This is a genomic window from Micromonospora sp. NPDC005205, from assembly GCF_040608275.1.
In the GTDB taxonomy this organism is placed as follows: Bacteria; Actinomycetota; Actinomycetes; order Mycobacteriales; family Micromonosporaceae; genus Micromonospora.
The window spans coordinates 287,488-312,333 of sequence record NZ_JBEXHV010000001.1 but is presented as its reverse complement, the minus strand read 5'-3'; the positions used below and the strand labels follow the sequence as shown (position 1 = coordinate 312,333).

Below are 24,846 nucleotides of genomic sequence, written 5' to 3'. Positions count from 1 at the left end.
GTATTGCGGCGGCGACCGGGGTCGCCCTGGCCTAGCCTCGGCAGGATGTGGCCTCGGATCGGTGAACTGCGCGCCCTCGCCCTCGGCACCCCCGGCGAGTTGCGGTCGACCCTCAACACCCTGGTGCTGGCCGGTGTGAAGACCGCGACGGCCGGCCGACTCGCCGAGTACGCGGAAGAAGGCGAGGAGTTGGAGCACGTCGGCGAACGCCTGGCCCTGGTCGACGACGACAACGCGCTGGCCGGCGTCGTGGAGATCACCGGAGTCGAGGTGGTCCGCTTCGCCGACGTTCCTTGGGACTTCGCCCACGCCGAGGGCGAGGGTGACCGCTCGATCGAGGAGTGGCGGGCCGGGCACTCGACCTACTGGGCGCGGCTCGGTACGCCGGTCGACGGCGACACCCCGATCGTCTGCCTGCGCTTCCGCCTGGTTTCCGGCGGCGAGGGCGGTGTGGCCAGCGGCGACCTCGGTACCTGACGCGGCGCTCCCAACCGGATCGGTGCTGGCTGCCCACCGGGCCGACGTGTCGGCCTGGCGGGCTCAGGCGCGTAGTTGTGGCAGCAGCCGCGTCGCCACGTCCACCAGGACGGCCTCGTCACCGGCGTACCAACTGCTGGCGCGTGGCCAGTGCGTCACCACGTCGGTGAAGCCCAGCTCGGCGGCGCGGCCGACCTGGTCGGCGAAGAACTGTGCGCTGCTGAGCGAGAAGACCGGCGCGGCATCCAACGAGAGGTAGCGGTCCAGGCTGGCCGGGTCACGGCCGGCCTCGTCCAGGGTCCGGTCCATCCGCGCCGACAGCGCCGACACACTGGCCCACCAACCCGCCAGGTCGTTGTCGTCACCGGTGCCGGTGGTCACCCACCCCTGCCCGAAGCGGGCCACCAACCGCATCGACCGTGGCCCGTTGGCGGCCACCACGAACGGCACCCGAGGCTGCTGCACGCAGCCGGGGTTGTTGCGGGCATCCACAGCGGCGAACCAGTCCCCACGCCAGGTGGTGCCGTCCTCCCGCAGGATCAGGTCCAACAACTCGGTGAACTCGGCGAACCGGTCGACCCGCTGACGAGGCGGCAACGTCTCACCACCGAGCACCGCCGAGTCGAAGCCGATGCCACCCGCTCCCAGACCGAGCAGCAGGCGGCCGGCGGAGACGTCGTCCACAGTGGTGATCTGCCTGGCGAACGCGGCCGGGTGCCGGAAGTTCGGCGACGCCACGAGGGTGCCCAGTCGAATCCGCGAGGTCACCGTGGCAGCGGCGGTCAGCGTGGCCATCGAGTCGAACCACGGGCCGTCGACCAGGTCACGCCAACCCAGGTGGTCGTACGTCCAGGCGTGGTCGAAGCCCCACTCGTCGACCTGCCGCCAGCGACGCTGCGACTCCGCCCACCGCTGGTCCGGAAGGATCACGATGCCAATCCGCATGATCGCCACCCTAGTCGGGCCGACCACCCGCGCCCTAGCATCACGCTCATGCAGGGGATCGGGGCAGCCGTACGAACGGCGAGCCTTTCTGACGTGCCGGCGCTCGTCGAGTTACGCATGGCGAACGCCGAAGCGCACCTGGCGCTCGACCCTGACACCTACCGCCTGCCGCAGCGCGAGGCGGTCATCGAGCACTTCACCGCCGTCCTCAGCGACGCGACCGCCCGGAACGCGGTTCTTGTCGCGGAACAGGGCGGGCAGGTGGTCGGGATGGTCGAGGTGCTGCGCCTGCCCGAACCGCCCGCACACCAGATCCTTCGCCCGGAGCCTTCGGCGCAGATCCACACTGTGGTGCTCGACGAGGCCCGGGGCCGTGGGGTCGGCTCCGCGCTGCTCGACGCGGCAGGCCGGTGGGCGGTCGAGCACGGGCTCTCCTACCTGTCGGCGGGTATCCACCACCGGAACGCGAGCGCGGTGCGCTTCTACCGCCGCCACGGCTACGAACCGTCCGGCACCTCGTGGGGCAGGCGGGCAGTCGGTTAGGGCCGGCGTCCGGGGCACCATCGTCGCCCGACTTTGGCATCGGTCTGCGGATCGAAGCGGCGATCGCCGACCGGCAGTACTAGATCCACCATCGCGGCCAGCCCGTACCCTCCGGTGGTGCCCGCCGAAGCAACTGCCGCCCGCGTACCCCCGGCTCGCCGGTTCCGCATGATCCGCACGGTGGCGTTGCTGGCCGGGGTGGTCGTTCCCTCCCTCATCCTTCGGGAGTTGGTCGAGTCCCGGTTCGGCCGCGGGCCGCTCGCCGACCTCAGCGCGGTCGCGGTGCCGATGGCGGCGACCGCGTGGCTCGCGCCGTACGCCTCCTATCGGCGACGCGACGCCCTGCTCTGGCTGGTCGGCCCGGGCATCTACGTCTTTACCGTGATCGCCTGGCGGGTGGCCCTCGCGCCCTACCGGGACTGGAGCCCCCGCCCGGAGGAGAAGGCCCGGATGCGCTGGTCACGCGACCCGGAACACGCCGGGGAGTGGCACCTGACCGAGCCGACGAGTGGCGCAGGTCACACTTCTTCCCGGTAGGGACATCCCGTTCGGCTCCGACCCCTCGGGGAGCGGCACCCAGGCGGGGCGTCGCCCGAGGAGAGGACCAGAACGCGATGACGAAGGTGACAGCGCAACTGTCGGTGTCGGTGGACGGCTTCTACGCCGGGCCGCAGTTCGACGGGAACGGCAACTGGATGGACTCGGAGGAGAGCGCGAAATTCTTCCGGGTGACCCGGTGGGCGACCGAGGCGGCGGCCTGGCGCGAACGGCAGGGCTTCGCCGGCGGGGAGCAGGACACCAACTCCGAGGTGATCGCCGAGTCGTTCGGCGCGGCCGGCGCGTACGTGATGGGGCGCCGGATGGCCGACGGGGGTGAGATCCCCTGGGGTGAGGAGCCGCCGTTTCGCGCGCCGGTCTTCGTCGTCACGCACCGCCCTCGCGAGCGGCTGCTGCGGGGAGGCGGCACCAGCTTCACCTACGTCACCGATGGCGTGGTCAGCGCCGTCGAGCAGGCGCGCGCCGTGGCCGGTGGCAAGGATGTCGCGGTGGCCGGGGGCGGCGGCCTGGTGCGGCAGGTGCTCAAGGCCGGCCTGCTCGACGAGTTGGAGCTGCACGTCGTACCTGTCGTGCTCGGCACCGGCCTGCGCCTCTTCGACGCGGACCTCGACCTGGGCGACCGGGAAGGGGTCGAGCTGACGCCGACCCGCGTCCTTGCCACCCCACAGGTGACCCACATCCGGTACGCGGTGCGCGGTCGCGCCCCGCTCGTGCTCGACGACCGGGGCAGCGGAGGCGGCCCGACGGTGACCGCGAACTGAACCACGGCCTCTCGAAGGAAGGAGGAGAAACCATGCCGCAACTGTTGCGGGTGCAGTGCTTCAACGTCTCGCGCGACGGGTTCGGGACCGGAGAGGGGCAGAGCCTGGAAAGGCCCTTCGGTCACGCGGACCCCACCCCGCTGTTCTCCTGGCGTTCCGCCACCGCCAGCTTCGTGTATCGCACCGAGCCGGGCGGCAGCCGTGGCCTGGACGACTACCTGACCCGCGACGCCGAGTGCAACATCGGCGCGGAGATCATGGGTCGCAACAAGTTCGGCCCCCAGCGTGGCCCCTGGGAGAACCTTGACTGGCAGGGTTGGTGGGGGGACAACCCACCGTTCCACACGCCGGTCTTCGTGCTCACCCACCACGTACGCCCGTCGTTCAGCCTGTCCGACACCACGTTCCACTTCCGCGATGTCAGCCCGGCCGAGGCACTGGCCGAGGCGAAGCAGGCGGCCGACGGTCGGGACGTACGCCTCGGTGGTGGGGTCGCCACCATCCGCGAGTTCCTCGAGGCCGATCTGGTCGACACGATGCACATCGCCGTCGCACCCGTCGACCTCGACCGGGGCGAGCGGTTGTGGGACAGCCCTGACGAACTGCTCGACCGCTTCCACCTCGAGTCGGTGCCCAGCCCCAGCGGAGTCACCCACCTCCTGTTCTGGAGACGATGACCGCGCCATTTTCGGCAGTGTCGTCTACAGCCGCGCCAGCACCAGCAGGCGGTTGCCGTCGGGGTCGGTGACCCGCGCGGACCGCTCACCCCAGGGCTGGTCGACCGGCTCCTCGGTGACCGTCGCCCCACCCGTGCGCAGCGCGCCCACTGCCGCGTCGCAGTCGTCGGCGTAGACGCACAGCTCCCAGCGGTGTGAGTCGGCCGGTCCGCCAGCCTCCGGGTTGGCGGCCAGGCCGAGCTCGCTGCTGCCCAGTCGGAGGGCGACGAACTCCGGGGCGCCCTCGTCCGGGAACCGGTAGGTCAGCTCGAAGCCGACCACGTCCCGGTAGAACGCGATCAGTCGTGGCAGGTCAGGTGTCGTCACGATCGGAAACGCTTCGGTGAACACGGACCACCTCCGAGCCGGACCCTAGCCGGTGCCGGGTCCAGCAGGAACTACCACTGTCGATCCCAGCAGAAGTCACCAACTCGCTCAAACTCTTGCGCAGAATGATTTGCGATGCAAACCTATTGGCAGTGCAGCATCTGCGCAGCAGCCAGGAGGCCACCGTGTCGGACCGATCGAGCACCGCGCCGAACAGCGGCAACACACCCAGCGAGCTGCTGGCGTCGGTGACCGCCCTTCAGCGACGCACCCGGGCCGCCCGCAACGCCTACTGGCTGCCGCTGCTGCTGTTCGGTCTCCTGACGGCGATGGCAGCACCCCTATACGTCGAATCGGTCGAACCGTCCGCCCTACGCGTCGGGGAGGACAACCCCGCACTGACCGGCCTCGGTGGGGAATTCCTCGAACGCTCGGCAGCCCTCGGCTGGTACTGGCTGGCGGCGCTCATCGGCGGCTACCTGCTCAGCCTCTGGTGGTATCGGTGGCATGGTGTGCGGGTGGGCGTCCAGACACCGGCTCGGCCGTACGTCATCGCCGGCATCGTGGGCACCCTCGTCGGGCTCGTGCTGCCGATCGTGCTGCGGTACCTGTTGCTCAACATGACGACGGTGATCTCGAACGGGACCAGCTGGCTGACCGTACCGCTGCTGGGCATCTCCAACCGCGGCATGATCCCGCACCTGGTCATCGCGGTGGGGCTACTGGTCCTGGCTCGGCTGGAACGCAGCCGTGGCCTGACGGTCGTGGCGACGGCCTACACCGCGGCGGTCGTCCTCGTGAACATCTACTTCCAGGCCGCCAACTTCCAGCCGGGGGACCTGAACCGCTACAGCTTCCTGCTGGCTGCCCTGCTGCCCGCGCCGATCCTGCTGGCCGGCGGTGGCGTCGCCCTCCTCAACTCGATCAAGAGGTCCGCGTGAGCAGTGCTGACGAGGCCGCCGGCACCGGCAACGGCGGGCATCCGACGAACGGGCTCAGCGACACCGTCCACCAACGCAACCGGCTCGGCATCCTCACCATCGCGGCGGAGGCCGAGCGGGTGGAGGTCGCCTACCTGCGCGACGCCCTCGAACTCACCGCCGGCAACCTCTCCCGCCACCTCGCCGTGCTGGAGGAGGCCGACCTGATCCAGATCGAACGGGGCTACCACGGACGGCGACCCAAGACCTGGATCAGGATCACCGACCAGGGGCAGGCCGCGCTGGCGGCCGAGATCAGCGCACTGCGGGAACTCCTGCGACGCCATCAGGAGTTCCGGGCCTCCAGCTGAGCGCAGTGGCTGGAGTGCCACAGGAGCCAGGTCCGCTCACGGCGCCGCGCGGCGGAGGCCGGCGAGGACGAGGGTGATGACGCCGTCCGCGTCGGTTCGGTAGGTCGGGTGGTCGTAGGCCGCACAGATGCCGTGGAGGGTCATCATGACGGCGCCGGCTCCCACGTCGTCGCGGATGGTTCCGGTCCTGACGGCGGCGGCCAGGAGGTCGTCGATGACCTGGCCCAGGGCTTGGGCACCCTCTGCCAGCGTGCCCGATTGGGTGGCCATGAGCGTGGCGAGTGTGCGGGCGAGGCCCTCGTGGCGGTGCAGGTGGTCCACGAAGCCGCGCAGGAAGGATTCCAGCGCCTCGTCGGCGGGGAGGGTGGCCTGCAGCTCGCGGGCGCGGTCGCACATCGCGGTGAGTTCTTCGCGGTAGACCGCCTCGGCCAGGGCTTCCCGGGTGGGGAAGTGGCGGTAGAGCGTGCCGGTGCCCACGCCAGCGAGTTTGGCGAAGTCGTCGAAGCGCAGGTTGAAGCAGCCGCTGGCGAAGAGCTCGCGGGCCTTCGCGATCAGGGCGTCCCGGTTGCGGCGGGCGTCGGCGCGCAGTGGCTTGGCATCGGTCACGTAGGGCTCCATGTTGACAAGTGGAGACTGTCTCCATATTTTTAGAACCGGAGACAGTCTCCGATTATAGGGTACGAGGTGCCGCGTGAAGATCTTGATGTTCGGCCGGGGCGTCATCGGCGCGACGTACGGGTGGGCCCTGGAACGGGCCGGGCACCACGTCGAGTTCTACGTCCGGCCGGGGCGGGCAGCAGCGTACGGCGATGCGATTGATCTCGACCTGCTCGACGCCCGGCGACGGCCGTGGGGGAAGCGCGTCGCCGAGAGGTGGCCAGTGCGCTACCGCGAGTCGCTGGAGCCGGACCATGACTTCGATCTGATCGTGCTGAGCGTGCAGCACTACGGCTTCGCCGAGGCCGCGGCCTTCCTGGGACCGCGCGTGGGCAGAGCCACTGTGCTCGTCTTCAACAACCTCTGGGTCGAGCCGATGACCGCGACCGAACACCTTCCCGCTGATCAGGTGGCCTGGGGCTTTCCCGGGGCTGGCGGCGGCTTCGGCGACGACGGTGTACTGCGTGGGGCTCTGCTGCCCGTGGTCTTCTTCGGCACTATCGACCGGCCGCCGACCGAGCGCGAGCGGGCCGTGCGCCAGGTGTTTCGCGAGGCGGGGTTCAGGCTCCAGGAGAGCTCCGACTTCCGTGGCTGGCTGTCGATCCACTTCGTTCAGAACGCGGGCCTGCACACCCAGAGTCTGAAACAGGGCTCGTTGTCCAAGCTGACGCCCGGCAACGCACGTGAAGCGATCCTCGCCACCCGCGAACTCCTGCGGCTCGTCGAGGCTCGCGGCGTTGATCTGCGGCGGCACCGCAGCGAGCTACTTCCTTTCACCGCGCCCGTCTGGCTGGCAGCACCGGCGATGGCCTGGCTGTTCAGACACTTCCCGCCGATGCGCCTGGTGATGGAAGCCCATGCCAACCCCGAGGAACTGCGCTCGGTCTGCCGCGACACCCTCGCGGAGGCGCGCAGGCTGGGCGTGGAGGTGCCCCGACTGGAGGCGGCCGAGCCCTACTTCGCTCCCGAGAGAACGGCCTAGGCATCCACTCGCTGGTGCTGAAACGCCTCAGGCATGCGCCGAAATGAGATGCGTACGGACCGGCACACCTGTTGGATCTCGACATGGAGCATGAGCTTGTTCGTCCCCGAAAGGCGCGCCCCGGGGACCACCTCGCGGTCCTCTCACCATCCTTCGCCGCCGCCGGCGCCTATCCGGTGATCCACGAGCAGGCCATGCGACGGCTTGCCGACCTGACCGGCCTCGTACCTGTCGAATACCCCACCACCCGCCAGGTGGGTGCGACCGCGGCAGCGCGTGCGGCGGACATCAACGCCGCCTTCGCGGACCCCCAGGTACGCGGCATTCTCGCCGTCATCGGCGGTGAGGACCAGATCACCGTCATCCCCCACCTGGACGCTGACCTGGCCCGTGCCGACCCGAAGCCCTTCCTCGGCACCAGCGACAACACCAACCTGCACCACTGGCTCTGGGGACTCGGCATCGCCAGCTTCTACGGCGGATCCTCCCAGGTGCACCTCGGCCCCGGGCCTGCCGTCGACGACGTCCACGTCAGGTCGCTGCGAGCGGCGTTGCTCACCGGGGAACGGCTGGAAGTCACCGACCCGGGCGAGTCCGAGGACGTCGGCGTCGACTGGGCAGATCCGCAGGCGTTGAAGTCGTTCGGAGAGCGCGAACCGACGGAGCCGTGGAGCTGGCACGGGCCGGCCCGATCGGTCACCGGCCGCACCTGGGGTGGCTGCCTGGAAGTCATCCAGTGGATCCTCACGGCGGGACGCTTCCCGTTCCCCCCGGAGGTCCTGCACGGCGGGGTGCTGCTCATCGAGACGTCGGAGGAGCTTCTCCCCGCCCGCGAGGTCGGCTGGATCGTCCGATCACTGGGTGAACGCGGTCTCCTCAGCGCCGTCGACGCGGTCCTGGTCGCCCGTCCGCCGGTCTCCGACCACACCCGTCGACCCCCGGCCGCAGATCGGGCGCGACTTCGCGAGCAGCAGCGCGACACGGTCATCGACGTGGTGACCCGTTACAACCCCGAGGCGGTCGTCTGCGTCGGCGTGCCGTTCGGCCACACCAGGCCACAATGGATTCTTCCGCATGGTGGCCCGGTAACCGTCGATGGCGTGCAACGTCGGATCTTCGCCGACTACCGGTAGAGGTGCCGTCGCGCGAATACGCTTGCGGATCCCCTCAGCGGTCGGGATCGTGCTCGGATGCGCACCGAGACCGGTTACCACGACGAACTCGGCGAGTTCTTCGCACAGAACGCCGACGTCAGCCCCTACAACGCGTATACCGATCGACCTGCCATGTTGGCGCTCGCCGGTGACGTCACCGGTACGGACATCCTCGATGTCGGCTGCGGTGCCGGTCACTATGCGGCCGAACTGTTGGCGCGGGGCGCCCGGGTGACCGGCATCGACGCGAGCGCCACACTGCTCCGCCATGCGCACTCACGTGCCGCTCAGGCGCAGTTTCGCCTGCACGACCTGGAGCGGCCGTTGGACTTTGCCGCCGACGCGTCCTTCGACGGGGTCGTCTGCGCGCTGGTCATAGGCCACCTGACGAACCGGCGGCAGTTGCTGGCCGAGATGCGTCGGGTGCTCCGTCCCGCCGGCTGGCTCGTCATCTCGACCACCCATCCGACGGCTGACTGGCGACACTTCGGCGGCTCCTACTACGACGACTCCTGGGTCGATCTGCCGCACGGGCCGGGTGCCCTCCACTTCCAGCGGATGACGCTGGAAACATTCCTCGGCGAACTCCTGGACGCCGGCTTCCTCCTGGAGAAGCTCGTCGAGCCACGGCCGCGCGTCGAACTTCGCGAGGTCAACGAGGACGCCTACGCCCGCCTCACCGAGCGGCCGTCCTTCCTCGCTGCCCGAATGCGGTCCCGAGACTGAGATCGGGCGCTCACACACCACGCCTCCTGCTGCCTGATCTCTGGTGGGTGCGGGCCGCCTGGCGGGCGGTGAATCCAGTGGACCGGCACCGACCGTGGCGGAAAGCTGTGGGGATGGAACCGACACAGACCGCGCTCATCGTGCCGATACCCGAGGCCGAGGATGCGGTGGGCCCTTTCCGGGCATCGCTCGACCCGGCCGCCGGGTGGGGGGTGCCAGCGCACGTGACCGTCCTCTACCCGTTCCTGCCCCCGCAGCAGATCGATGAGCAGGTCTTGGCCGTACTGCGCGAGACCATTGCCGGGATACCGCGGTTCGACGTCGCACTGACGGACGTCGGCTGGTTCGGTGACACGGTCGTCTGGCTTGCTCCGCAGCCAGCTCGCCCGTTCCGGGAGCTCACTTCGGCCGTGTGGCAGCAGTTTCCCGAGGCGCCCCCCTATGCCGGGGCGCACAGCGATGTGGTGCCGCACCTGACCATCGGTCACGACGCCGCCAAGCCCACGCTGAGCCACGCCGCAGAAACCATCTCCACGCACCTGCCGATCACCGCGGCCATCGACAGAGTCAGGCTCATCGCCGGAACACCGGACACCAGCCCTTGGCGCACCCTCTGCGAGTTCCCGCTAGGCACCACACCACCTACGCCGGCTGGACCGTTACCGTCCTTGACGTGAACTCGGCGGAATTCTGGAAGTTCCTGGAGCGGTCAGCCGAGGAGACGACCGACCCGGCCCGAAGACTGGACTGGTTGGCGTACCGGCTCAACCGCGTTTCACTGGAGCACATCGCGGACTTCCAGGTCCACCTGGAGGCTGCGCGCCGCCCGCTCGATACCTACGCCATGTGGGGCGCAGCCAACCAGATCATGGACGGCCTGTGTAGCAGCGACGGGTTCTGGTACTTCCAACCATGGCTCATCGGCCAGGGGCAGCGCTGGTGGCAGCACGTCGCCCAAAACCCCGACAACCTCGCCGACCTGCCCGCTGTGCGTGCGCTCGCCGGCCGCAGTCTCTGGGAACGGGCGGACGCGGAGTGGCCGCACTGGGAAGAACTCGCTTACGTGGCGTCCAGCGCCTACGACCACATCACCGGGCGTGAAGACAGCCTCTATGAAGCGCTGGACGCCCGGGGCCACCGCCCGTACTTCGATCCAGCCCCAATCGATGAACCCTGGGACAGCGACAGCCTCGCCGAGATCGAACAACGCCTGCCGCGCCTCATGCGCTTGTTCCCCCGCCAGCACTACGTGAAGCCCTGACCAGCGCAACATCAAAAGCCCTGGCTGGGACTGTTGTCCTGACCAGGGCTTTGATCGTGGAGCGGGTGACGGGAATCGAACCCGCACTGTCAGCTTGGGAAGCTGATGTTCTGCCATTGAACTACACCCGCAAGCGGCACCACTGTACCCGAGTCGTCGGGCCCATGCACCCAGGCACCCCCGGTGACCGCAGGTGTCTGCGGACCGTGCCGCCCGGGTCGGCAGGGATGATCCACTCGGTTTCCTGGAAGTCGGGGTATCCGCAGCGCCGGGATACCGCGGTTCGCCGAAGTCGAGTGGGTCATGCGGAAGTGGCGGCTCGCCGGGTGTGGCGGGCGTACGCATCGGTGCTGGCTCCGTCACGACGGAGCCAGCACCGATGATCTGCCGGTCGTGTGGTCAGGCGGCCGTGCACTGGACGTCACGGCTGAGGAGGGTCGGGCGCGTCTGCGGGACGGCGAGGGGCGCTGCCACCGCCGACTGGGCGTTTGGGTCGAGCCAGACCCGAACGGCCGGCCGACTCGGCCCGAGACCCGGAATGCCCGCGATGTGCTGCTCGCGGCGGGTGAGCATGGCCACGTCGACGGTGAACTCGAAGAGCCGCCAGTCGACCTGCGGCTCGGCGCGGGCGCTCTGCGCCAGCTGCGCCACCCGGATCGGATCGGTCACCGGGCGGGCGTGACCCGCCACGTACGCCTCGTCGTCGCTCTCCTCCGCAGGGAACGAGTGCAGCGCGTAACGGCCGTCACGTTCGAGGTCGCGGCGCTTGGGCGAGTCGATGATGAAGCAGAACAGCCCCTCGGCGGTGATGACCGGGGAGACCGGATGGACGCGGGGCCCGCCGTCGGCACGGACCGTGGCCAGATAGCCGAAGCCCGGCCCGTACTGCTGAAGGAGAACGCGGATCCCGTCGGCGAGTCGGGGCTCGTCGGCGGCGAATTCGGACCAGGAAGCCATGTGGGCATTCTATCGAACAAATGTACGAGTAGCGACCTCGACGCGCTGGTCCGGCACCGAATCCGGCCACTTCCGGCAACGCGGCTATGGTGGTCCGATGCTGCTCTCCGACCGTGACCTGGTCTCCGAGATCAAGGCCGGCACGCTGGGCTTGGAGCCGTTCGAGCCCACCCTGGTCCAACCCTCCAGCATCGACGTCCGACTCGACCGGCTGTTCCGGGTCTTCAACAACCACCTCTACACCCACATCGATCCGGCCATGCAGCAGGACGACCTCACCTCGGCGGTCGAGGTCCCCGACGGCGAGCCGTTCGTGCTGCACCCGGGGGAGTTCGTGCTCGCCTCGACGCTGGAGGTCATCTCGCTGGGTGACCAGCTCGCCGGCCGGCTGGAGGGCAAGAGCTCCCTGGGCCGGCTCGGGCTGCTCACGCACTCCACCGCCGGTTTCATCGACCCAGGCTTCTCCGGTCACGTGACGCTGGAACTCTCGAACGTGGCGAACCTGCCGATCACCCTGTGGCCGGGCATGAAGATCGGGCAGCTCTGCATCTTCCGGCTCTCCTCGCCGGCCGAGCACCCGTACGGCTCGGTGGTCTACGGCTCGCGCTACCAGGGCCAGCGGGGGCCGACACCCAGCCGCGCCTGGCAGCACTGGCGCACCTGGCCCACCCGCTAGGACCAGAACGACGAGGGCCCGCCGCGACGGGATCGCGACGGGCCCTTCGGTCACACTGGGTCAGCCTGGACGGCCGTAGCTGTGGATCGGGCCGTCGTCGACCTTCTTCATCTTGACCGGTTGACCGGCCTGCGAGGCGTGCACCACCCAGCCGCCGCCGACGTACATGCCGACGTGGTGGATGTCGCTGTAGTAGAAGACCAGGTCGCCGGGGCGCAGGTCACCCTTGCTGACGTTCTTGGTGACCCGGCTCTGCGCGGCGGCGTTGTGCGGCAGCGACACGCCGGCCTTCGCCCAGGCGGCCAGCATCAGCCCGGAGCAGTCGTACGAGTTCGGGCCCTCGGCACCCCAGACGTAGGGCTTGCCGATCTGCGCGCAGGCGAACTTGACCGCGGTACCCGCGGCGCCGCCGGGGTAGCTACCCGGGCAGGGCGCCGGGCGCAGCGGACCGCCGCCACCGCTGCCGTACACCTTCAGGCGCAGCTTCTGCAGGCGGTCGATCTCGTCGTTGATCTGCTTCTTCTTCGCCGCCAGCTGGGCTTCCGTGCGGGTCAACTGGGCCACCATCTCGTCCAGTGGCGCCTTCTGCGCGGCCAGTTGGTCGCGCAGGTCGGCCACCTCGCGGACGTCCTTCTGCTGGTTGTGCGCGAAGCGGTCCAGCATTTCGAGCTGGCCGACCACCTCGCTGGGCGACCGGCTGCCCAGCATCGCGTTGACGGTCGAGACGTTCTCACCCATGTAGGCGCGTACGGCAAGGGCGCTGACCTTGTCCATCGCGGCGTCGACCTGGCGCTCGAGCGGAGTGATCCGGGCGGCCAGCGCGTCTGCCTGCTTGCGCTTCGCGGCGAGGTCGATGCGGGTGGCGTTGTGCCGTTCGATGATCGGTTCGAGCTTGTTCCAGTCGGCGTCGATCTGGCGCTCGATCTCGGCGACGGAGGGGTCGGCGTGGGCCGCTGTGGCACTGCCGGTCAGAACGACGGCGACGCCGGCCAGCGCGGCGAGTGCGGTGGTGAAGCGGGACCAGCGTGGACGCGGCACTATCGACGCCGGGCCGGCTGATGCCGACCGCTCGGACGACGGCCGCGGGGCATGGAGTGCCACCGGGGTTCCGTACTCCTTCTTCCTGACCGCCTACCGGGTTAGCTGACGGGTTCGGGCGGGAAGTCGGCGCCCTACCGCAGTGGCTGCGGATTCACCCCGAGGGACCTGGGTCCCCGGTTCGCTCGGAAACGACTCGGCGGTGTCGGTCCGTTACCGCCCGGGGTGGGCGGAGCTGCTGTCGGGCCGACAAATGACCAGAGTAGAGACGCCCGTTACCGATCCGCAACCCGTGCGGCCGTGACACTCCGTACGGATTGGATGAGGTCACCGACCGTGTGAAGAATTCTTTCCCCAAGCTTCGATAGATGGAAAGGTATTGACGCGAGCTCCCGGACGGCGCGATGGTGATTTGACCTCACTCCGCGAGAATCTAGGGGGTTCGATGCACCATCCAACCCTGTCGACCGGCTGGCGCGCGCTGCTCGCCGCCACCGTGGTCGCCGCCGCGACCACGGTGCCACTCTCCGTCGGCCCGGCCGCTGCCGCGCCCACCACCGACCGCCAACAGCAGTACGCCGACGCGGCCACCGAGTACGGCGTACCGGCCGTCGTGCTGCTCGGCGTCTCCTACCTGGAGTCCCGTTGGGACACCAACGCCGGCACACCGAGCACCAGTGGCGGCTACGGCCCGATGCACCTGACCGACGCACGGCACGTGGCCGCCCTACCCGGACGCGGTCACCACGACACCGGTGCCGAGGACCCACGCGGTGACGGCTCCCGGCCGGCCCGGGTGCCCGCGCCCCGACCGGTCGAGGCGCCCGCCCCGTCCACCGCCGCGTTGCAGACCGTCGACGCCGCCGCGGCGCTGACCGGTGCCGCCCCCGAGGCTCTGCGTACCGACGCGGGCCTCAACATCCGGGGTGGGGCGGCGCTGCTGAGCGCGTACCAGAGGGATCTGGGCGCGCCGGTCGGCGCGGACACCGACCCGGCGGCCTGGTACGGCGCGGTGGCCCGCTACTCGGGCGCGGACAGCGCCGACGCCGCGGCGGCCTTCGCCGACGAGGTCTTCACCACCATCGGCGCGGGCGAAGCCCGGGTGACCGACGACGGCCAACGGATCACCCTGCCGGCCCGCGCGGTGCGGCCCGAACGTTCCTGGCTGGACCGGCTGGGCCTGCGCCGGCTGGCCCGCCCGGACGGGGTGGAATGCCCCCGCACCATCTCCTGCGAGTGGATCCCGGCGCCCTACGAGGCGTTCGGCGACGGGGACTACGGCAACCACGACCTCTCCGACCGGCCCGCGCGGCAGAAGATCGAGTACATCGTCATCCACGACACCGAGGCGAGTTGGGCCACCACCCTGCAACTCGTCCAGGACCCGACCTACGTGAGCTGGCACTACTCGCTGCGCTCGGTCGACGGGCACATTGCCCAGCACGTCAAGACGAAGGACGTCGGCTGGCACGCCGGCAACTGGTACGTCAACGCGAAGTCGATCGGGTTGGAACACGAGGGCTTCGCGGCGCAGGGCACCTGGTACACCGAGGCGATGTACCGGACCTCGGCGAAGCTGGTCCGGCACCTGGCGCTGCGGCTGGGCATCCCACTGGACCGCCAGCACATCATCGGCCACGACAACGTGCCCGGCACCATCCCCTCCACAGTGCGGGGAATGCACTGGGATCCGGGCCCCTACTGGGACTGGACGCACTACTTCGACCTGCTGCACGCCCCTCGACTGGACACCGGCACCCCGGCCACCGGGCTGGTCCGGATCGACCCGGACTACACCACCAACCAGCCGGCGTTCACCGACTGCGTCACGGTGGGAGTGCCCTGCGCGCCGCGCGGCTCCTCGGCGGTGGTGCTGCGTAGCGCACCGTCCGCTGACGCGCCGCTGGTCAACGACATCGCGCTCCGCCCGGACGGCAGCCCGAACACGATGGCGGTGTCGGACCACGGGGCCCGGGCGTCCGCCGGGCAGACGTACGCGTTGGCCGGCCGGCAGGGCGACTGGACGGCGATCTGGTACCTCGGGCAGCGGGCCTGGTTCCACAACCCGACGTCCGCGCCGACCGCCAGTTGGACCGTCGGAGTCGTGGCGACGCCGAAGCCCGGAAGGGCCACCGTTCCGGTGTACGGACGGGCGTACCCGGAGCAGTCCGCGTACCCGGACGGGGTGCCCTACCAGGCGATCACGCCGCTGCAGTACACGCTGGCCGCCGGGCAGCGGTACGCCGTCGGCGCGGTGCTGGCCGGCGAGTACTACCGGGCCAGCACGTTCGACGGCTCCTCACCCGGCGACTGGACGGTCATTCGCGGCAAGAACCGGTACGCGCAGATCCAGTTCGGCCACCGGATCATGTACGTCGACCTCGCCGACGTGCAGCTGGTGCCCTCCCCGGTGGGGGCACCCCGCTGAGAACCACGACGGCCCCCGGTCGGTGACCGGGGGCCGTCGTGTCGCGCGAGGTCGATCAGCCAGGTCTGCGGAACCCGGCGATGGGCATCGTGGTAATGCTGGACACCTGCACCGGTTTGCCGGCGCGTGGCGCGTGCACCATCTGGTTGTTACCCAGGTACAGCCCGACATGACTCAGGCCGGAGAAGAAGAACACCAGGTCACCGGGGCGGGCGTCGGCGCGCGAGATGGCCTTGCCCTCGTTCCACTGGTCACCGGTGTGGTGCGTCAGGTAGATCCCGGCCGCCTTGTAGGCGTACTGGGTCAGCCCCGAGCAGTCGAACGAGTTCGGCCCGGTGGCACCCCAGACGTACGGCTTGCCGACCTTGCCGCAGGCGGTCTTGATCGCGGTGCGGGCCGCCGCACTGAACACGCCGTTGATGGTCGGGCAGGCCGCCGTCTTGACGGTGGTCTTGGGCATCGACGCCTCGAGCTGCTTGATCTCGGCGTCGATCTGCTTCTTCTTGGCCGCCAGATCGTTCTGCTGCTTGGTCTGGGTGACGATCAGTGCGTCCAGCTTCTGCTTCTCGCCGTCGTACTTGGCCCGCACGGCCAGCACGCCCTCGACCTCCTTGCGCTCCTGCGAAGCGAGCCGGTCGAGGATGGTGAGCTGCTCGGTGAGCGTGTCCGGCTTGGCGCTGACCAGCAGCGCGCCGATGTCGTGTGACGGGCCGGAGATGTAGTAGCGGGAGGCGAGGTCGCCGACCCGGTTGAGCGCCAGCTCGCTCTGCAGCGCCAGCGGCTCGATCTTCTTCTGCAGGTTCGCCGACTTCTGCCGGTTGACCTTCAGCTGCGCCCGGACCTTGTTGTACTGCTCGATGGTGGGCTCCAACTGCTCCCACTTCTTGTCGATCTGCGCCTCGATCTCGTCGACCGTGGGCGCGGCATGTGCCGGCGCGGTCAGCAGACCGGCGCCGACCGCCGCAGCGGCGACCAGGATCAGCACCCGGTGCGCGACGCGACGCAGGCCACCAGAGCGAGCAGACGCAGACAGGTCGTGACGATGAGGGGGCATGGTTGCCACCGGCACCGACTCCTTTGCAACCGACCGCCGGGCGCCTCGCGTGAGGAAAGGGCCGAGGCAGACGACCCACAGCGGTCGGTGCCTCACATTAGGGAAGCTCGCGGCGGTAATCAAGGCGAGGGCGGTAACCATCACTGTCGTGCAACCGCTTGCACACCAAGGGTATTGGTCCATCACCCAACGATTGCGGTCAATACATCGTCAAGAGTGACCACACCGATCGGCCGTCGCCCGTCGCTGACCAGCACCATGTGCCGCCGTTCGCGACGCATGGACAGCAGCAGGTCGGCCAGCGTACGGTCCGGCGGCACCACCGCCAGCGGCCGGTAGACGTCGGCCGGGACCGGGGACCGGCGGCCCTGCCCGGCGTACCCGAGCACGTCCTTGACGTGCACGAAGCCGAGCACCCGACGGGTCGACCGCTGCACCACAGGGAACCGGGACCGGCCGGTCCGGGTCGCCAGCACCTCCAGCGACGCCGGCGAGACGTCCTCGGCCACCGTCACCACTGTCGACCACGGTTGCAGCGCGTCCGCCGCCGTCCGGGCGTGCAGGGCCAGCGCGCCGGTGATCCGCGCGTGCTGCTCCGCGTCGAGCAGCCCCTCGGTCCGCGCCTGCGAGACCAACCCAGCCAACTCCTCGGCGGTGAACACCGTCTTCACCGACTCGGACGCCTCGATCCGCCAGAACCCGAGCACCCTCCGGGCCGCCCATTTCATCGCGAGCAACAACGGTTTGGTGGCCACACAGAATGCCAGCATCGCCGGGCCGAGCCAGAGCGCGGAGACCTCCGGACCGGCCAGCGTGATGTTCTTCGGCACCATTTCACCGACGACCGTGTGCAGAAAAACCACCACGCCCAGCGCCAGCACGAAAGCCACCGGGTGCACCGCCCGCTCCGGCAGGCCCGCCGCGTGGAACGGCGGCTCCAGCAGGTGAGCGAGTGCCGGTTCGGCGATCGCGCCCAGACCCAACGAGCAGACAGTGATGCCGAGCTGCGCGCCAGCGATCATCAGCGGAATCTGGTTCATCGCCGACAACGCCCAGCGGGCGCGTTTCGACCCGGCGGCCAGCGGCTCGATCACCGTCCGCCGGGACGCGATGAGCGCGAACTCGCTGCCCACGAAGAACCCGTTGCCGAGCAGCAACAGCACTGTCACCAGCAGCTCAGTCATCGTCGTCCGGGTCCGCCGGGCGCAACACCCGGACCTGCTCGATCCGGTGCCGCTCGACTTCGACCACTGTGAACTCCCAGCCGGCCGCCTCGACCGTCTCGCCGGCGAGCGGGATGTGCCCGAGCTGGGCCATCAGGAACCCGGCCAGGGTCTCGTACGGCCCCTCGGGTAGCCGGAAGCCGGTCTGCTCGGCCAACTCGTCGGAGCGGAGCACACCGTCGACCAGCACTGTGCGCTCACCGCCCGGCACGGTCAGCTCGTCCGACCCGTTGTCGTCCACGCTCGCCGGGTCGAACTCGTCGGCGATCTCCCCGACCAACTCCTCGACGAGGTCCTCGACGGTCACCACGCCGTCCGTGCCGCCGTACTCGTCGACCACGATGGCCAGGTCGGCCCCGGCCGCCTTCAACGCCGCCAGGACACCGTCCAGGTTCAGGCTCTCCGGCACGTACACCGGCTCGCGGGCCACCGAACCGACCCGGGTCGACGCGCGGTCGGCCAGCGGCACGCCCAGCGCGTCGGGCACCGCGGCCACACCGGTCACCAGGTCCAGGGTCTCCTCGTACACCGGAAACCGGGTCCGCCCGGTCCGTCGCGACTCCTCCAGAAGCTCCGCCACGGTGGCGGTGGCGCGCAGCGCGACCACGTCCACTCTGGGGGTCATCGCCTCCGCTGCCCGCTTGTCACCGAAGCGGATGGTGCGACGCAGCAGCATCGCGGTGTCCGTGGGCAGCGCGCCAGCCCGCGCCGAGATGCCCGCCAGCAGGCCCAGCTCCTCCGGCGAGCGGGCGCTGGCCAACTCCTCCTGCGGCTCCACGCCGAACGCCCGGACCAGTCGGTTCGCCGAGCCGTTCAACCCCCGGATCACCCAGCCGAACGTCCGGGAGAAGGTGTGCATCGGACCGGCCGTGGCCAGCGCCGCCGGCATGGGCCGGGCCAGCGCCGCGTTCTTCGGCACCAACTCGCCGAAGAGCATGGAGATCAGTGTGGCCAGTGCCAACGCGATGAACGGGGTGAGCCGCTCGGTGCTGTCCCCGGCCAACGGGCGCAGCAGCGGGGTGAAGAGCCGGGCCAGGGCCGGCTCGGCCAGATAGCCGGTGAGCAGCGCGGTGATGGTGATGCCGAGCTGCGCCCCGGAGAGCTGGAAGGAGAGTTCGCGCAGCGCTTTGCGTACCGTCAGGGCGGCCTGGTCGCCCGCGGCGGCCCGCCGGTCGATCTCCGCCCGGTCGACAGTGACCAGGGCGAACTCGGCCGCGACGAAGAACGCGTTGCCCGCGGTCAGGGCTGCGAAGCCGACCAGGGGCAACAGCGTCATCAAGAGTAGGCCGTCGATGTCGCCTCACCTCGGCGAGATTCTTGCACGACGGCGGCGGCCCTCAGGGGCCGCCGCCGTCGATGAACAGATCCCGGAGGTACGCGTCTCAGCCGCCGATCGGCGCGGTCTCCTTGCCGCCCTGCGGCTGCTCGGGCTTGACCGAGCGGAGCAGCACGCTGGCTACGTCGATCACCTCGACCTGTTCGCCGGCGCCCTTGCCGTTGACCCCGTCGCTGAGCATCGTCGAGCAGAACGGGCAGCCGACCGCTACCGTCTTCGCCCCGGTGGCCATGGCCTCCTCGACGCGGTCCACGTTGATCCGCTTGCCGATCTTCTCTTCCATCCACATCCGGGCGCCGCCGGCACCGCAGCAGAAGGACCGCTCACTGTTACGCGGCATCTCGGTCAGGTCGCCCGCGATGGCGTCACCGAGGACCTCGCGGGGGGCCGCGAAGACGCGGTTGTGCCGACCCAGGTAGCAGGGGTCGTGGTAGGTGACGCCGCCGTCGACCGGCTGCACCGGCGTGAGCTTGCCGGTGGCGACCAGGTGCGCGAGCAGTTGCGTGTGGTGGACCACCTCGAACTCCCCGCCGAGCTGCCCGTACTCGTTGCCCAGGGTGTTGAAGCAGTGCGGGCAGGTCGCCACGATCTTGCGCTTGGCCTTCTCCCGACCCTCGAACGCCTCGTTCAACGTCTCCACGTTCTGCTGGGCGAGCATCTGGAAGACGAACTCGTTGCCGATCCGTCGCGCCGGGTCGCCGGAGCAGGTCTCGCCCTCGCCCAGGATCGCGAACTTCACGCCCGCCTCGTTGAGCAGCGTGGCCACCGCGCGGGTGGTCTTCTTGGCCCGGTCCTCGAACGCGCCGGCGCAGCCGACCCAGAACAGGTACTCGAAGTCGTCCACCTCGCCGACCCGGGGCACCTCGAAGTCCAGACCCTTGGTCCAGTCCTCGCGGGTGTTCTGCGGGGCGCCCCACGGGTTGCCCTTGTTCTCCAGGTTCCGCAGCATCACCCCGGCCTCGGAGGGGAAGCTCGACTCGATCAGGACCTGGTAGCGGCGCATGTCGACGATGTGGTCGACGTGTTCGATGTCCACCGGGCACTGCTCGACGCAGGCACCGCAGGTGGTGCAGGACCAGAGCACGTCCGGGTCGATGACACCGCCCTCCTCGGCGGTGCCGATCAACGGCTTGTCGGCCTCGGCGAGGGCCAGCACGTCCAGGTGGGCGAGCTGCGCCTGGGTGGCCTTCTCCTCGCCGGTCAGGTCCTTGCCGCCGCCGGCCAGCAGGTAGGGCGCCTTCGCGTACGCGTGGTCGCGCAGGCTCAGCACCAGCAGCTTCGGCGACAGTGGCTTGCCGGTGTTCCAGGCCGGGCACTGCGACTGGCAGCGACCGCACTCGGTGCAGGTGCTGAAGTCCAGGAGGCCCTTCCAGCTGAACTGCTCGACGTGGGCGACGCCGAACTGGTCCTTCTCCGGGTCCGCCTCCTCGAAGTCGAGCGGCTTGCCCTGGCTCGTCATCGGGCGCAGCGCGCCGAGACCGGAGCCGGCCGGCTTGGCGGGCTCCCGCTTGAAGAAGATGTTGGGGAACGCCAGGAAGCGGTGCCAGGCGACGCCCATCGTGACGTTCAGGGAGATGACGATCAGCCACGTCATCGAAATAATGATCTTGATAGCCGCGGCGACGCTGACGCCGTCCGCCCAGTCGGGCAGCACCGCGCCGACCGCGTGGCTGACCGGAGTGGCCCAGAACGGGAACTCGAAGTGGTCGGTGGCGACCTTGAAGCCCCGGATCACGAAGCCGAAGATCAGGACCAGCAGCACGATCCACTCGACGAAGTAGCCCTGCCACATGGTCGAGCCGGTGAACCGGGACCGCCCTCCCGGGCGGGTCGGCCGGTTGCGCAGCCGGATCGCCATCAGCACCAGGATGCCGACCAGACCCAGCACCCCGATGATCTCGGTGACCAGACCGAAGATCGTCCAGTGCCCGATGATCGGCAGACCGCCGTCGGTGGTGACCACCTCGAAGTACGCCTCGAGCACCAGCAGCGACAGCACGACGAAGCCGACCATCACGAACCAGTGCGCGGCACCCACCACGCCCCACTTGAGCATCCGGGTGTGGCCGGCCGTCTCCACCAGCATCGTCCTGGCGCGGGCGACCTTGTCGGAGAACCGCTCCGGCGCGGGTTGCCCGAGCCGGATGACTGCCACCATCTTCAGGACCGCACGCACCGCAAGCCACACCGCCACGGCGGTGATGGCGGCTGCGAGGATCGTGGTGACGATCTGGACGCTGCCCATCGAGTTGGCCTCCCCGGTCTGCTGCCTGATGACCTCGCTCTGCTCGGCCATGCAGTGCAGCCTACGCGAAGGTTACCCAGCGGTAACGTGAGTCATCTCGCAGTAGGCCGCGCTGCCTGCGCACACCATAGGGGGCCCCACCCGATCCTGCTGGGCAGGGGCTCGACGGGGTGACGTGGGACCGCCGACGCGACGGTCGGCGGATCAGCGCCAGCGAGAGAGCAACGCCAGCGACGCGACCATCGCACCGAAGCCGACGGCGAGGTTCCAGTAACCCCACGCCATGACCGGGTACTCCTGCTCGGACAGGTAGTAGAGCACCAGCCAGCCGATGCCGACGACGATCAAGGCGACCGCGGTGATCGGCAACCACACCGGGCTAGGCTTGCGCGACGACGACGTCGTCGTCGGACGCACGTCCGTCGGCGGGGTGTACACCTTCTTCTTACGGACCTGAGACTTGGGCACGGCGCTCTCCAGAGGGGTGACGACCTCGTCCGGCCTGACAACCGGGCGCGGGGGCGACGGTCCATGGCCAATAATGTTCGAGAGCTAGCGTAGTCCCGATTGGCCGCCCGGACCACGAATGGGGTCAGGCCGGTGCACGGAGTGACCGAAAGAGGCGGGACTGTTCGCACCGGCCCAGCCGGCACGGACCGATCCCCGACACGCGGAAGGAACGCTCGGTGGAGTACACATCCGGCGCAACCTCCTGGCAGAAGGTCCTCCGACGGGCCGCCGCCGGGCTGCTGCCCCGGCGACCGCGCCAACGCCGTCCGGGCTGGTCGATCGGGGTGCCCCTGATCGCCGCGGCGGCCGGGTTGCTCTTCACCACCACCGCGACCACCGCAGGCGGCACCTCTCTCCGGGAGGACCGACGCCCCCAGCTCAACCAGCTCATCGAGGACCGCCGCGAACAGGTCGCCGCCAGCGAGCGCCGCGCCGCCGAGCTGCGCGGCGAGGTCGAGCAACGGACCAACACGCTGGCCGGCTCGGACGCCCCGATCAAGGCTCAGCAGAATCGCGCCCAGGGCAGCCTCCAGAACGCCGGGTTCACCGCCCTGGCCGGGCCCGGGGTCACCGTCGAGCTGAACGACGCGCCCCAGCTCGACCAGACGCAGTCGGACGCCAGCAACGACGACCTGGTGGTGCATCAGGGAGACGTGCAGGCGGTGGTCAACGCGCTCTGGGCCGGCGGGGCCGAGGCCATGTCAATCATGAATGTCCGCGTGCTCACCACCAGCGCGGTACGCTGCGTCGGTAACACCCTGCTCCTTCACGGCCGGGTGTACTCCCCACCGTTCAAGATCGTAGCGATCGGCGATCCCGCTGCCCTCCAGCAGGCCCTCGCCAGCTCCCAGGGAGTCCGGTTGTTCAAGGACGCGGTCGACGACTACCAGCTTGGCTACAAGGAGACTGCCTCCACGGTGCGAGTTCCCGCATTCGAGGATTCCACAGCCCTGCGCTCGGCTACGGTGCCCAAGTGAGCGGGCCGGACGAACGACGCGACGGGCGACACCGGGACCACACCGACGAGCCGACCGCCTTTCTGCCCAAGGTCGACCGACCCGAGTCGGCGCCGGGCCGACCGACCCCGGCCAGCAACTGGCCGGAGCCGGTGCTGCAGCCGCCGCGAGCCGAACAGCCGCCACGAGCTGAGCAGCCGCCGCGAGCCGAACAGCCGCCGCGACCTGAGCAGCCGCCACGAACCCAGCAGCCGCCACCGAGCGCCACTCGACCCGCGCCGACCGGGCCCCCGGGCCGCCCGGGTGCCGAAGCGCCGCCGCCCTGGCCGGGCAGCGCAACTGCCGGGCCGGGCTCGCGCGGCGGGGCCGGGGTTCCCCCCGCGACCACCCCCGGCCGGCCGTCCGTCGGCAACCAGGGCCCGGTTCGGCCCGCTGCCCCCGGCAACGCCCCGACCCGACCCCCCGCGCCCAGCGCCGCACCGACCCGCCCGCCGGGTGCCGGCAACCCACCAGGTGCCGCACCGACCCCTCCGGCCACCCCCGGCGGGGTGCCGATGCCAACCCGTCCGGCGGCCCCTGGCACGCCGAGCCGGCCGGTCTCCTCCGGCCCCTCGACGCCGCCGCTGGCCGACTCACCGACCGCGTACATCCCGCAGGTCACCGCTCGGCCAGCCCGACCCACCGACTCCCCGGTCTCCCCACCCGCCCCCGACCGCGTCGCAGCGGCCGGGCCGGAAGGCTTCCCGCCGACCGGGCCCAGCCGGGTCCCGCCGACCGGGCCGGGCCGGGTGCCGCCGAGCGCTGGCGTGGATCGCGGCGCGGACCCGGCCGTCACCGCGATGATTCCGGCCGTGCCCGCCGCTCCTGCCACCAGACCGCCGACCATGGACTCGACAGCGTTGATGGGTGCCGTCCCCCGCATCGCGGTCCCGGATGAGCCGACCGCTGCCAGCCCTGCCGACCCTCCCCAGCCCCGACGCGGCGAGCGGGTGGTGCAACTCCGGCCGCACCAGACCGGCGAGGGCTACAAGAGCGTCTACTCCGAGCTGACCCGCCCGTCGTTCGGCTCGCGACTGCGCACCGGCATCCGGGTCACCGGCGAAGTCCTGATCACCTTCGGCCTGGTCGTCCTGCTCTTCGCCGGATACGAGGTCTGGGGCAAGTCGGCGATCGTCGACGCCCACCAGAACGAGCTCAACAACGAGTTGACCCAGGCGTGGGGTCCGACCGACGACCCGACGGTGGCCCCGTCGGTCGGCCCGAGCGTCAAACCGTCCCCACCGGTACGCGGAAAGCCGCTCGCGGGCCTCTACATCCCCAAGCTCGACAAGAACTGGGTGGTCGTAGAGGGCGTCACGCAGGAGGACATCCGCTTCGCCCCCGGCCACTACCCGACCAGCGCGCTCCCCGGCCAGGTCGGCAACTTCTCCGTCGCCGGCCACCGCAACCGGGCCACCTTCTGGCGGCTGGACGAGCTGAATGAGGGCGACCCGATAGTGGTCGAGAGCAAGACCGACTGGTACGTCTACCGGGTGTCGCAGTCCCGGATCGTCCGGCCGACCCAGGTCGAGGTGGTGGCGCCGGTGCCCGGCCAACCGGACAAGAAGGCAACCAAGCGGATGCTCACCCTCACCACGTGCAACCCGAAGTTCGACAACTACCAGCGCCTGATCATCCACGCCGAACTGGACCGCACCCAACCCAAGTCCGCGGGCCGCCCGGCGGAGCTGGAAGGCTGACCCGATGTACGCCTTCATCTGGCGCAAGTTGCCGTTCGGCGTGGTCGGGAAGCTGACCGGCTCGGTGCTCCTGGTGGCCGCCACGGTGGCCCTGCTGTGGTACGTCGCCTTCCCGTGGGCCGAGCCCCTGCTGCCCTTCGACGACGTGCAGGTCGAGTCCGGCGTACCTGCCGAGACGGGTGGCGGCGGCGACCCGGTGACCGGGGAGACCCCGGCCGGTGACGAGCACGAACTGCCGTACGACACCGACCAGAACAACCCAGCGCCCCCCTCCCCGAGCAGGTGA

Annotated in this window: 27 protein-coding genes, 1 tRNA gene and 1 riboswitch; of the genes, 17 read left to right on the top strand and 11 right to left on the bottom strand. The window is 69.9% G+C overall.

Annotated elements, in window-relative coordinates; genetic code table 11:
- Positions 1 to 45: 45 nt before the first annotated feature.
- Complete coding sequence (locus ABZU43_RS01485) at positions 46 to 477, top strand: ASCH domain-containing protein (protein WP_112700111.1); 432 nt, start codon at positions 46 to 48, stop codon at positions 475 to 477.
- Between the two features lie 63 nt (positions 478 to 540).
- On the opposite strand, the gene ABZU43_RS01480 is transcribed toward ABZU43_RS01485, so the two are convergent.
- Positions 541 to 1,422, bottom strand: a complete 882-nt coding sequence (locus ABZU43_RS01480; protein WP_355004635.1) for an LLM class flavin-dependent oxidoreductase — start codon at positions 1,420 to 1,422, stop codon at positions 541 to 543.
- A gap of 48 nt (positions 1,423 to 1,470) precedes the next feature.
- Here ABZU43_RS01480 and ABZU43_RS01475 point away from each other — a divergent pair, with 48 nt between their 5' ends.
- From ABZU43_RS01475 to ABZU43_RS01460, 4 genes are all read left to right on the top strand, one after another.
- Positions 1,471 to 1,965: a GNAT family N-acetyltransferase gene (locus ABZU43_RS01475; RefSeq protein WP_355004634.1), complete on the top strand. Its 495-nt coding sequence runs from the start codon at positions 1,471 to 1,473 to the stop codon at positions 1,963 to 1,965.
- A gap of 117 nt (positions 1,966 to 2,082) precedes the next feature.
- Positions 2,083 to 2,502 carry a hypothetical protein gene (locus tag ABZU43_RS01470; protein ID WP_355004633.1) on the top strand — a complete coding sequence of 140 codons (420 nt, stop codon included), beginning with the start codon at positions 2,083 to 2,085 and terminating at the stop codon, positions 2,500 to 2,502.
- Positions 2,503 to 2,579: 77 nt separating this feature from the next.
- Positions 2,580 to 3,284, top strand: a complete 705-nt coding sequence (locus ABZU43_RS01465; RefSeq protein ID WP_355004632.1) for a dihydrofolate reductase family protein — start codon at positions 2,580 to 2,582, stop codon at positions 3,282 to 3,284.
- A gap of 32 nt (positions 3,285 to 3,316) precedes the next feature.
- Complete coding sequence (locus ABZU43_RS01460) at positions 3,317 to 3,961, top strand: dihydrofolate reductase family protein (protein ID WP_355004631.1); 645 nt, start codon at positions 3,317 to 3,319, stop codon at positions 3,959 to 3,961.
- Between the two features lie 24 nt (positions 3,962 to 3,985).
- Here the strand turns inward: ABZU43_RS01460 and ABZU43_RS01455 are convergent, their stop codons facing one another.
- Positions 3,986 to 4,327, bottom strand: coding sequence for a VOC family protein (locus ABZU43_RS01455; RefSeq protein ID WP_238669724.1), 342 nt, complete (start codon positions 4,325 to 4,327; stop codon positions 3,986 to 3,988).
- A gap of 185 nt (positions 4,328 to 4,512) precedes the next feature.
- On the opposite strand from ABZU43_RS01455, the gene ABZU43_RS01450 reads away from it, so the two are divergent.
- Both ABZU43_RS01450 and ABZU43_RS01445 read left to right on the top strand, forming a co-directional pair.
- Positions 4,513 to 5,268 carry a hypothetical protein gene (locus ABZU43_RS01450; protein ID WP_355004630.1) on the top strand — a complete coding sequence of 252 codons (756 nt, stop codon included), beginning with the start codon at positions 4,513 to 4,515 and terminating at the stop codon, positions 5,266 to 5,268.
- Entirely contained in the window at positions 5,265 to 5,618 is a 354-nt protein-coding gene (locus ABZU43_RS01445; RefSeq protein ID WP_355004629.1) for a transcriptional regulator, read from the top strand. The genes ABZU43_RS01450 and ABZU43_RS01445 overlap by 4 nt, the downstream gene beginning before the upstream one ends.
- A 36-nt stretch (positions 5,619 to 5,654) precedes the next feature.
- Here ABZU43_RS01445 and ABZU43_RS01440 read toward each other — a convergent pair whose 3' ends face one another.
- Entirely contained in the window at positions 5,655 to 6,224 is a 570-nt protein-coding gene (locus tag ABZU43_RS01440; protein ID WP_355004628.1) for a TetR/AcrR family transcriptional regulator, read from the bottom strand.
- 85 nt (positions 6,225 to 6,309) lie between these two features.
- Here ABZU43_RS01440 and ABZU43_RS01435 point away from each other — a divergent pair, with 85 nt between their 5' ends.
- From ABZU43_RS01435 to ABZU43_RS01415, 5 genes are all read left to right on the top strand, one after another.
- The gene (locus tag ABZU43_RS01435) at positions 6,310 to 7,257 is read left to right on the top strand and encodes a 2-dehydropantoate 2-reductase N-terminal domain-containing protein (RefSeq protein ID WP_355004627.1); all 948 of its coding nucleotides are present in this window, start codon (positions 6,310 to 6,312) and stop codon (positions 7,255 to 7,257) included.
- Positions 7,258 to 7,451: 194 nt separating this feature from the next.
- Complete coding sequence (locus ABZU43_RS01430) at positions 7,452 to 8,390, top strand: LD-carboxypeptidase (RefSeq protein WP_355005165.1); 939 nt, start codon at positions 7,452 to 7,454, stop codon at positions 8,388 to 8,390.
- Between the two features lie 57 nt (positions 8,391 to 8,447).
- Positions 8,448 to 9,137, top strand: a complete 690-nt coding sequence (locus ABZU43_RS01425; RefSeq protein ID WP_355004626.1) for a class I SAM-dependent methyltransferase — start codon at positions 8,448 to 8,450, stop codon at positions 9,135 to 9,137.
- Positions 9,138 to 9,250: 113 nt separating this feature from the next.
- Positions 9,251 to 9,814 carry a 2'-5' RNA ligase family protein gene (locus ABZU43_RS01420; protein WP_355004625.1) on the top strand — a complete coding sequence of 188 codons (564 nt, stop codon included), beginning with the start codon at positions 9,251 to 9,253 and terminating at the stop codon, positions 9,812 to 9,814.
- Positions 9,811 to 10,398: a DUF4240 domain-containing protein gene (locus ABZU43_RS01415; protein WP_355004624.1), complete on the top strand. Its 588-nt coding sequence runs from the start codon at positions 9,811 to 9,813 to the stop codon at positions 10,396 to 10,398. Before ABZU43_RS01420 ends, ABZU43_RS01415 begins: the two co-directional genes overlap by 4 nt.
- A 57-nt stretch (positions 10,399 to 10,455) precedes the next feature.
- On the opposite strand, the gene ABZU43_RS01410 is transcribed toward ABZU43_RS01415, so the two are convergent.
- Together ABZU43_RS01410 and ABZU43_RS01405 are read right to left on the bottom strand one after the other, a co-directional pair.
- Positions 10,456 to 10,529: transfer RNA gene (locus ABZU43_RS01410), tRNA-Gly, on the bottom strand.
- A 268-nt stretch (positions 10,530 to 10,797) separates the two neighbouring features.
- A complete protein-coding gene (locus ABZU43_RS01405; RefSeq protein ID WP_355004623.1) occupies positions 10,798 to 11,355 on the bottom strand; it encodes a pyridoxamine 5'-phosphate oxidase family protein in 558 nt (185 codons plus the stop codon).
- A 97-nt stretch (positions 11,356 to 11,452) separates the two neighbouring features.
- Between ABZU43_RS01405 and dcd the strand changes: the two genes are divergently transcribed.
- Positions 11,453 to 12,031 (top strand): dCTP deaminase, encoded by a 579-nt coding sequence (dcd, locus tag ABZU43_RS01400; RefSeq protein ID WP_030332009.1) that lies wholly within the window; start codon positions 11,453 to 11,455, stop codon positions 12,029 to 12,031.
- 60 nt (positions 12,032 to 12,091) lie between these two features.
- Here dcd and ABZU43_RS01395 read toward each other — a convergent pair whose 3' ends face one another.
- Entirely contained in the window at positions 12,092 to 13,069 is a 978-nt protein-coding gene (locus tag ABZU43_RS01395) for an NlpC/P60 family protein (protein ID WP_355004622.1), read from the bottom strand.
- Positions 13,070 to 13,145: 76 nt separating this feature from the next.
- A riboswitch (cyclic di-AMP (ydaO/yuaA leader) is annotated at positions 13,146 to 13,281 on the bottom strand.
- 233 nt (positions 13,282 to 13,514) lie between these two features.
- Between ABZU43_RS01395 and ABZU43_RS01390 the strand changes: the two genes are divergently transcribed.
- Entirely contained in the window at positions 13,515 to 15,497 is a 1,983-nt protein-coding gene (locus ABZU43_RS01390) for a peptidoglycan recognition family protein (RefSeq protein WP_355004621.1), read from the top strand.
- 55 nt (positions 15,498 to 15,552) lie between these two features.
- On the opposite strand, the gene ABZU43_RS01385 is transcribed toward ABZU43_RS01390, so the two are convergent.
- The 5 genes from ABZU43_RS01385 to ABZU43_RS01365 form a co-directional block, all read right to left on the bottom strand.
- Positions 15,553 to 16,566, bottom strand: coding sequence for an NlpC/P60 family protein (locus tag ABZU43_RS01385; protein ID WP_355004620.1), 1,014 nt, complete (start codon positions 16,564 to 16,566; stop codon positions 15,553 to 15,555).
- 167 nt (positions 16,567 to 16,733) lie between these two features.
- Positions 16,734 to 17,735, bottom strand: coding sequence for a hemolysin family protein (locus tag ABZU43_RS01380; protein ID WP_355004619.1), 1,002 nt, complete (start codon positions 17,733 to 17,735; stop codon positions 16,734 to 16,736).
- Positions 17,728 to 19,050, bottom strand: coding sequence for a hemolysin family protein (locus ABZU43_RS01375; protein WP_355004618.1), 1,323 nt, complete (start codon positions 19,048 to 19,050; stop codon positions 17,728 to 17,730). The genes ABZU43_RS01380 and ABZU43_RS01375 overlap by 8 nt, the downstream gene beginning before the upstream one ends.
- A 106-nt stretch (positions 19,051 to 19,156) precedes the next feature.
- The gene (locus ABZU43_RS01370; RefSeq protein ID WP_355005164.1) at positions 19,157 to 21,355 is read right to left on the bottom strand and encodes a (Fe-S)-binding protein; all 2,199 of its coding nucleotides are present in this window, start codon (positions 21,353 to 21,355) and stop codon (positions 19,157 to 19,159) included.
- A 204-nt stretch (positions 21,356 to 21,559) separates the two neighbouring features.
- Positions 21,560 to 21,823, bottom strand: a complete 264-nt coding sequence (locus ABZU43_RS01365) for a cell division protein CrgA (protein ID WP_112583988.1) — start codon at positions 21,821 to 21,823, stop codon at positions 21,560 to 21,562.
- A gap of 218 nt (positions 21,824 to 22,041) precedes the next feature.
- On the opposite strand from ABZU43_RS01365, the gene ABZU43_RS01360 reads away from it, so the two are divergent.
- The 3 genes from ABZU43_RS01360 to ABZU43_RS01350 all read left to right on the top strand — a co-directional run bounded on the left by ABZU43_RS01360 (position 22,042) and on the right by ABZU43_RS01350 (position 24,846).
- Positions 22,042 to 22,842: a DUF881 domain-containing protein gene (locus tag ABZU43_RS01360; RefSeq protein ID WP_355004617.1), complete on the top strand. Its 801-nt coding sequence runs from the start codon at positions 22,042 to 22,044 to the stop codon at positions 22,840 to 22,842.
- 533 nt (positions 22,843 to 23,375) lie between these two features.
- Positions 23,376 to 24,560, top strand: coding sequence for a class E sortase (locus tag ABZU43_RS01355; protein ID WP_355004616.1), 1,185 nt, complete (start codon positions 23,376 to 23,378; stop codon positions 24,558 to 24,560).
- Positions 24,561 to 24,564: 4 nt separating this feature from the next.
- Positions 24,565 to 24,846, top strand: coding sequence for a hypothetical protein (locus ABZU43_RS01350; protein ID WP_238687886.1), 282 nt, complete (start codon positions 24,565 to 24,567; stop codon positions 24,844 to 24,846).